The organism is Pseudotabrizicola sp. 4114, from assembly GCF_031457365.1.
Lineage (GTDB): Bacteria > Pseudomonadota > Alphaproteobacteria > Rhodobacterales > Rhodobacteraceae > Pseudotabrizicola.
The window spans coordinates 60,159-66,497 of sequence record NZ_JAVDWP010000014.1 but is presented as its reverse complement, the minus strand read 5'-3'; the positions used below and the strand labels follow the sequence as shown (position 1 = coordinate 66,497).

Sequence of the window (6,339 nt, the reverse complement as noted above, 5' to 3'; positions counted from 1 at the left end):
CCTGGGGGCTGGCGCTGATCATGCTCAGCGCCATCGGCATCATGGCCACCCTCTGCGCCGTCTCCCTGCCATGACTGACCAGAGCGGCGGCGCGGCGGCGGACTCAATCCCCCTGCCCGGCCACCCTGTCCTGAGCGTCGGTTGAAGAGCCGCGCCCCCAGCGTGGCCTCGACCCGGCCAAGGGTGTCCGAGAACGCAGGGTTTAAGCTCCAGCGCCGCCGTGCGGAACGCCCCCGCCTCCTGCATTGCCCCGATCCTGTCATTGCCAGATGCCAGATTATCCTGATGACCAGCGAACGGGTCGAGCCTTGTTTTCTCCGTCACAAGGAACACCCCCACGCACCTCCCCACCCCGATCCACACCTGTTTCACCGCCAGGGCCCGGCGGGATGGCGAGGCTTTCGCCGCAGCCTTCGCTGCGGAAGCCGTCGTTCATGACCTGACCACCGCCCAGGGCTGCAAGACCGAAATGACACCAGCGCCGGTGCCATATCCTGCCACATGGAGCAACAGAGTTGGCCGCGCGATTTCCGCGCGGCCCGGGCCTCGGACAGGCATAGCCGTAGCGACCGGATCAAAGCGCGCGGATCTGGCATGTTTGCCCGCACCCCCCTGTCTCGGCTGATCGCCGGCGGGCCTCGCTAGTGCCCGAGCGCGTTCATGGCGGCGCCGACGAGGTGAGGCCGCCACTCCCGCTTCTGGTCGAGTTGGACGGCCAGAAGCGATGCAAGGCCGAGCCCCGCGAGGGCGGTCGAGACCCGGACGACCCGGTCAAGATCGGCGCTCTCGAGGTCGAGGCCCAGCGCCGCGCTCATTGTCTCGCCCATCTCGACCATGTCCGGATCGTCGCTCTGGTTGTGGTGGATGAACTTGTTTCCGAACGCGGACACGCCCGGCCAGGCGAACGTGAGGTCCACCGCCGCCTCGATGACGGCCCTGTCCCTGTCGGCGCCGATGGGGACAGCCTCCACCTTCGCCAGCAGCCCCTTTAGGCCCTCACGGCTGGTTTCAATCACCGCGTCGTAAATCGCCCGTTTGCTGGGGTAGTGATGCAGGACGCCGGCCTTTGTGTAGCCAGTACCGTCGGCGATCTGCTGGAGGGACGTCCCCTCAAGACCGTGCCTTGCGAAGAGACCCGCAGCGCAGTCGATGATCTCGGCCGCGATCTCGGGTTGCGTTTTCTTGGTCATGGTGTTTGCTCCTGCTCTTTCGCCAACCAATTCGGATTGCGATATACCAATTTGGTCTTTAATCTACCATTTTGGTATGTACTGTCAAGAGGGCGTGACCCCCTTGTCACCCGCGGACCACTTTTCAAACTGGCGCATTTTCGGAGTGCTGCTAAACTCCACACTCACAGGCGGTGCGACCTTGGGCGCCGCTCTGCCCGGACTCAGGACTGGGCCAGATGTGGCGAGCGGTATTTCGAGGGTAAAGACGGTCATGAAACCGACCAGGACCCATATCGACAAGGTGATGTCAGCCTCGCAATCGGCTTCGGCACCGGCGCGGTCATTGCTTGCTGCCTCGTGGTGCCGGTCTGTCACGGTTCACGGGCTCGACCCGGCTCACTCTGCCCCCCCGGACCGGATCGACGCGGCATCGTTGTCCTACCGGCGTCAGGCGCTGGATCAGTTCCTGCAAATCGCCGCGCCCAAGCTTGACCAGTTGTTCGGGCTGGTCGGCCAATCGGGCTGTGCGGTGCTGCTGTGCGATTCCGATGGCGTGGTTCTTGACCAGCGCTGTCGCGACAGCGACCGCGCCGTGTTTCAAAGCTGGGGGCTGTGGCAGGGTGCAAGCTGGTCTGAGGCCAAAGAAGGCACCAACGGCATCGGCACCTGTCTGGCCGAAAAGCGACGCGTGATCATTCACCGGGACGAGCATTTCATGGCGCGCAATACCGCGATGAGCTGCATGGATGCGCCGATCTACGGCCACGACGGGCAGATCGTCGGCGCGCTCGATGTGTCGTCGGCCCGGTCCGACCAGACCGAGACCTTTAACCGGCTGATCGCGGCCATGGTCGCCCAGAGCGCGCGCCAGATCGAGGCCGACACCTTCCGCGCCGCGTTTCCCAAGGCGCGCATCCTGCATGCCGATGCCGATGACACCGAGGCCGCAACATTGCTGGCGGTCGATGCGGACGACATCGTGATCGGCGCGACCCGCGGTGCCCGGCGGGCCTTTGGTCTGGCGGCTTCTGGCCCCCTCGCGCCGGTTCCCGCGTCTGATCTGTTCGGACGCGATGAAGGCCGTCGCGGGTTTGAAAAAGCCGAGCATGCCGCCGTGATTCGGGCCCTGACACGGGCCGGCGGCAATGTCTCGCAAGCCGCGCGGGAGCTTGGCGTGGGCCGCGCAACGCTGTACCGGCGCATGAAACGGCTGGGGATCGGCGAAACACCCGCGGATCTGTCTCAGGACTGAGACAGATCGCCCCCGGTGTCGCCTGCCCCCCGGCTGACAACCCCTGCCCCGCCCGCCATCTTGCCCTCATTCCCCGGCGGAGGACTGGGGTATGAGGAGGAAACCATGAACGAGATGACCCAGACTGCGGCGCTGCACGCCTCGCCGTTTAAGACCCGTTACGACAATTTCATTGGCGGCACCTTTGTGGCCCCGGTTGGCGGGCGCTATTTCGACAATGTCACGCCGATCACCGGCGCCGTGATCTGCCAGGTGGCGCGGTCCGACAAGGCCGATATTGATCTGGCGCTGGATGCGGCGCATGCCGCCAAGGAGGCCTGGGGCAAGACCTCGGCCACTGAACGCTCGAACATCCTGCTGAAGATCGCGGACCGGATCGAAGCCAATCTTGCCGTGATCGCCACCGCAGAGACCTGGGACAACGGTAAGCCGATCCGGGAGACCATGGCCGCCGACATTCCGCTTTCGGTCGATCACTTCCGCTACTTCGCAGGCGTTCTGCGCGGGCAGGAAGGCACCATGTCGGAAATCGACGCGGACACCGTTGCCTATCACTTCCACGAACCGCTGGGCGTGGTCGGCCAGATCATCCCGTGGAACTTCTCGATCCTGATGGCAGCGTGGAAGCTGGCCCCGGCGCTGGCTGCGGGCAACTGCATTGTGATGAAGCCTGCCGAACAGACCCCGGCGGCGATCATGGTGCTGATCGAGCTGATCGGCGATCTGCTGCCGCCCGGCGTGCTGAACATTGTCAACGGCTACGGGGCCGAAGCGGGCGATGCGCTGGTACGCTCGGGCCGGATTGCCAAGATCGCCTTCACCGGCTCCACCGCGACGGGGCGCAAGATTGCCGAAGCCGCGGTCAGCAGCCTGATCCCCTTTACGCTGGAACTGGGTGGCAAATCGCCGAACATCTTCTTTTCCGATGTGATGGCGGCGGATGATGCGTTTCTTGACAAGGCGGTCGAAGGCTTTGTCCTGTTCGCCTTCAATCAGGGCGAGGTCTGCACCTGCCCCAGCCGCGCGCTGATCCAGGAAGACATCTATGAAGAGTTCATCGCGCGCTGCATCGCCCGGGTCCGGGCGATCAACCAGGGCGACCCGCGCGAGATGGCCACGATGGTGGGCGCGCAGGCCAGCAAGGCGCAGCATGACAAGATCATGTCCTATTTCACCATCGGCCGCGAGGAAGGGGCCGAGGTTCTGGTCGGCGGCGATTCCGCCCGGTTCAACGGCGATCTGGCGGGGGGCTATTACATCCAGCCGACGATCCTGAAAGGCCACAACAAGATGCGGGTGTTTCAGGAGGAAATCTTCGGCCCGGTCGTGTCGGTGACCACCTTCAAGGACGAGGCAGAGGCGCTCGCCATCGCCAATGACACGATGTACGGCCTTGGTGCCGGGGTCTGGACCCGCGACGGCACCCGCGCCTACCGCTTTGGCCGCAATATTCAGGCGGGTCGGGTCTGGGTGAACAATTACCATGCCTATCCGGCTCATGCGGCCTTTGGCGGCTACAAACAGTCGGGCATCGGTCGCGAGAACCACAAGATGATGCTGGACCACTACCAGCAGACCAAGAACATGCTGGTCAGCTACAACCCCAACAAGCTTGGTTTCTTCTGAGGTCGTTCCGGATCATTCAGGCTTTCAGATCATACCAGACGGGGCCCGCCATCGTGCGGGCCCCTGCCGTTTTAGACACACCTACGACCTTTGCCCCTCTTGTCGCAGTCGCAAGCGGGGCGCACCCTGTTGTCTGTCTTTGGATGAAGGAACGGTCAAGTCATGCACCTCTTGTCACGCCTTGCAGCCCTTGGGCTTTGCCTCTGTGCCGGGCCGGTTCTTGCCGAAGGTGAAAGCCTTGGCAGCCTGAACCCTGACGAGATGAGTCTGGAGCGGATGGTCGAGGATGCCGGTCAGGGCAAGACCTCGATGACGGTCTGTGCCTCTGGCTATCTGATGACCAAATCCGGTCGGCATGAGGCCGCACGCGCGGTGTTCCAGCGCTGCGCCGAACAGGGGTACACCGGCGCAATGACCTGGATGTCTCAACTGGATGACAACGGGTTGGGTGCGCCGGAAAGCCCCGACGCCGCCGCAAACTGGGACAGGCGCGCCGCCGAGCTTGGCGATCCTGTCGGCATGTTCAACCTTGGCCTTGACATGATGCGCGGGCGTGGCGTGGCGCAGGACCAGACCGCCGGGCGCGCGCTGATCGACCGTGCTGCCGGCCTCGGCCTGCCGGTTGCCAGACGGATGCAATCTGCCGGCTATGATCTGGACGAGGTCACGCCCGATGCCGACAGCTGGAAATACGCGCCGCTGTATTAGGGCGCGTCCAGAAACCGGGCCGGACTGCCGCCCAGCACAAGGCTGCGATCGGCAAGCCGGTCTGCCTCGGCCCGGTCATGGGTGACGATAACCGTTGCCAGATTGCGGTCTTTGCGCAGGTGCTCGAACAGGGTCATCATGTCGTCCGCCAGTGCCGCATCCAATGAGACAAAGGCTTCATCCATCAGCAGGACATCCGGCACCGCCGCAAAGGCGCGGGCCAGCGACAGCCTGCGCTGCTGCCCAAGCGACAGGGCGCTTGGGTAGACGTCGGATTTGCGGGCCAGATCAACCGACGCCAATGCGGCCTTGCCTTCGCCTTCGGTGCAACCGGCCGCCAGACAGATGTTTTCCAAAGCCGTGCGCCAAGGCATCAGGACGGGTTCCTGAAACACCATCGCCAGACGCCCCGGCAGGTGCAATGTGCCGGTCCATCGGGTGTGCAGCCCGGCCAGAATGCGCAGCAGCGTGGTTTTTCCAACCCCCGACGGCCCGGTGACCGCCACGGTTTCGCCCGTCATGACCTGCAAGGACAGGGCCCCGAGCGCCGGGGCCGCGCCGTGGCTGGCCGCGTGCAATGCCAGTGAGATGGCTGGCGTCATCAGCTCTGTGGCTGAACAAAGATACCGGCTGGCAACTCGGTCACCTTGCCCACCAGATCTTCGCCCCCCAGCTCGGCCATAAGGGTCAGCATCCGTTGTGCCGCACTTTCATCCACCGCGCCCGGCGCCGGAATACCCGCGCGGAAACCGGCCACCAGCGCATCAAATTGTGCATCGGTGCTGGCGTTCATGATCGGGCGCAGGGCGGCCCATTCAGCGTCATCCTGTGCCAGAATATCCTTGGCCGCCCGGCTGGCCGCAGCCAGACCCGCCACCAGTTCGGGATGGTCGCGCAACAGCGCGCCCCGCACGACATAGCCCAGCAGCGGCGTATCAGGATCAAGGCCCAGCGCCTCGGCGGCTTGCCCCACAGTGATCAGCGGGCGCATCCCGGCAGCCTCCATCTTGGCGCCAAAGTGCCAGAAGTTGATGGCACCGTCCAACTCACCTCTGACCGCTGTTTCAAAAATCAGCGGCGGCGCCCCGAACACCTGTTCAGTTTCAGCCGCCAGATCAAACCCGGTCTCTTGTTGCGCATAGGCGCGCAGGATCAGCCAGCTCTTGTCGATCGGTCCGCCGGCGATCCCGATCCTGGCACCCTTCAGATCGGCCAGCCCGGTCACCAGGCTGTCTTTGGGGACATGCAAGGCACCGACGGCACGGGAATAGGGGATGAAGACATAATCGTCGCCCGCAGCCCGCTGCCGCGCAACCCAAAGCCAGTCGGACACGATCACATCGGCCTCACCGGCCTGAAACGCCAGCTGAGCCGCCGGGCCAGCTGCCACATCCTGCACCACCATGGTAAAGCCGTGGGCTTTGTCCAGACCATGGCGCTGGATGGTGGTCAGTTCCCAGTTCACCGTGCCGCTGACCTGTGTGGCGATGCTCAACTGCGCGTTGTCTGCAAGCGCCATGGTTGCCGCAAGGACAAAGCCTGCAACCGACAGGCCAAGCGAAGATACGATGGACATGATGA

General features: G+C 64.2%; 6 protein-coding genes. 3 read left to right on the top strand and 3 right to left on the bottom strand.

Features of this window, described 5'->3' with window-relative positions; all coding sequences use genetic code 11:
- Positions 1 to 641 precede the first annotated feature (641 nt).
- Positions 642 to 1,190, bottom strand: coding sequence for a helix-turn-helix domain-containing protein (locus tag J2X53_RS19915; protein ID WP_349039243.1), 549 nt, complete (start codon positions 1,188 to 1,190; stop codon positions 642 to 644).
- 253 nt (positions 1,191 to 1,443) lie between these two features.
- On the opposite strand from J2X53_RS19915, the gene J2X53_RS19910 reads away from it, so the two are divergent.
- The 3 genes from J2X53_RS19910 (at position 1,444) to J2X53_RS19900 (ending at position 4,758) form a co-directional block, all read left to right on the top strand.
- Complete coding sequence (locus J2X53_RS19910; protein WP_349039242.1) at positions 1,444 to 2,424, top strand: GAF domain-containing protein; 981 nt, start codon at positions 1,444 to 1,446, stop codon at positions 2,422 to 2,424.
- A gap of 105 nt (positions 2,425 to 2,529) precedes the next feature.
- Positions 2,530 to 4,050 carry an aldehyde dehydrogenase family protein gene (locus J2X53_RS19905; protein ID WP_349039241.1) on the top strand — a complete coding sequence of 507 codons (1,521 nt, stop codon included), beginning with the start codon at positions 2,530 to 2,532 and terminating at the stop codon, positions 4,048 to 4,050.
- Between the two features lie 162 nt (positions 4,051 to 4,212).
- Positions 4,213 to 4,758 (top strand): sel1 repeat family protein, encoded by a 546-nt coding sequence (locus tag J2X53_RS19900; protein WP_349039240.1) that lies wholly within the window; start codon positions 4,213 to 4,215, stop codon positions 4,756 to 4,758.
- Here J2X53_RS19900 and J2X53_RS19895 read toward each other — a convergent pair.
- Entirely contained in the window at positions 4,755 to 5,360 is a 606-nt protein-coding gene (locus tag J2X53_RS19895) for an ATP-binding cassette domain-containing protein (RefSeq protein ID WP_349039239.1), read from the bottom strand. The two genes, J2X53_RS19900 and J2X53_RS19895, sit on opposite strands and share 4 nt — an antisense overlap.
- Positions 5,360 to 6,334, bottom strand: a complete 975-nt coding sequence (locus J2X53_RS19890; RefSeq protein WP_349039238.1) for an ABC transporter substrate-binding protein — start codon at positions 6,332 to 6,334, stop codon at positions 5,360 to 5,362. Before J2X53_RS19890 ends, J2X53_RS19895 begins: the two co-directional genes overlap by 1 nt.
- Positions 6,335 to 6,339: the final 5 nt, after the last annotated feature.

Coding starts and splice junctions, on each gene's coding strand:
- J2X53_RS19915 (WP_349039243.1), bottom strand. CDS start 1,190: ATGACCAAGAAAACGCAACCCGAGATCGCGGCCGAGATCATCGACTGC.
- J2X53_RS19910 (WP_349039242.1), top strand. CDS start 1,444: ATGAAACCGACCAGGACCCATATCGACAAGGTGATGTCAGCCTCGCAA.
- J2X53_RS19905 (WP_349039241.1), top strand. CDS start 2,530: ATGAACGAGATGACCCAGACTGCGGCGCTGCACGCCTCGCCGTTTAAG.
- J2X53_RS19900 (WP_349039240.1), top strand. CDS start 4,213: ATGCACCTCTTGTCACGCCTTGCAGCCCTTGGGCTTTGCCTCTGTGCC.
- J2X53_RS19895 (WP_349039239.1), bottom strand. CDS start 5,360: ATGACGCCAGCCATCTCACTGGCATTGCACGCGGCCAGCCACGGCGCG.
- J2X53_RS19890 (WP_349039238.1), bottom strand. CDS start 6,334: ATGTCCATCGTATCTTCGCTTGGCCTGTCGGTTGCAGGCTTTGTCCTT.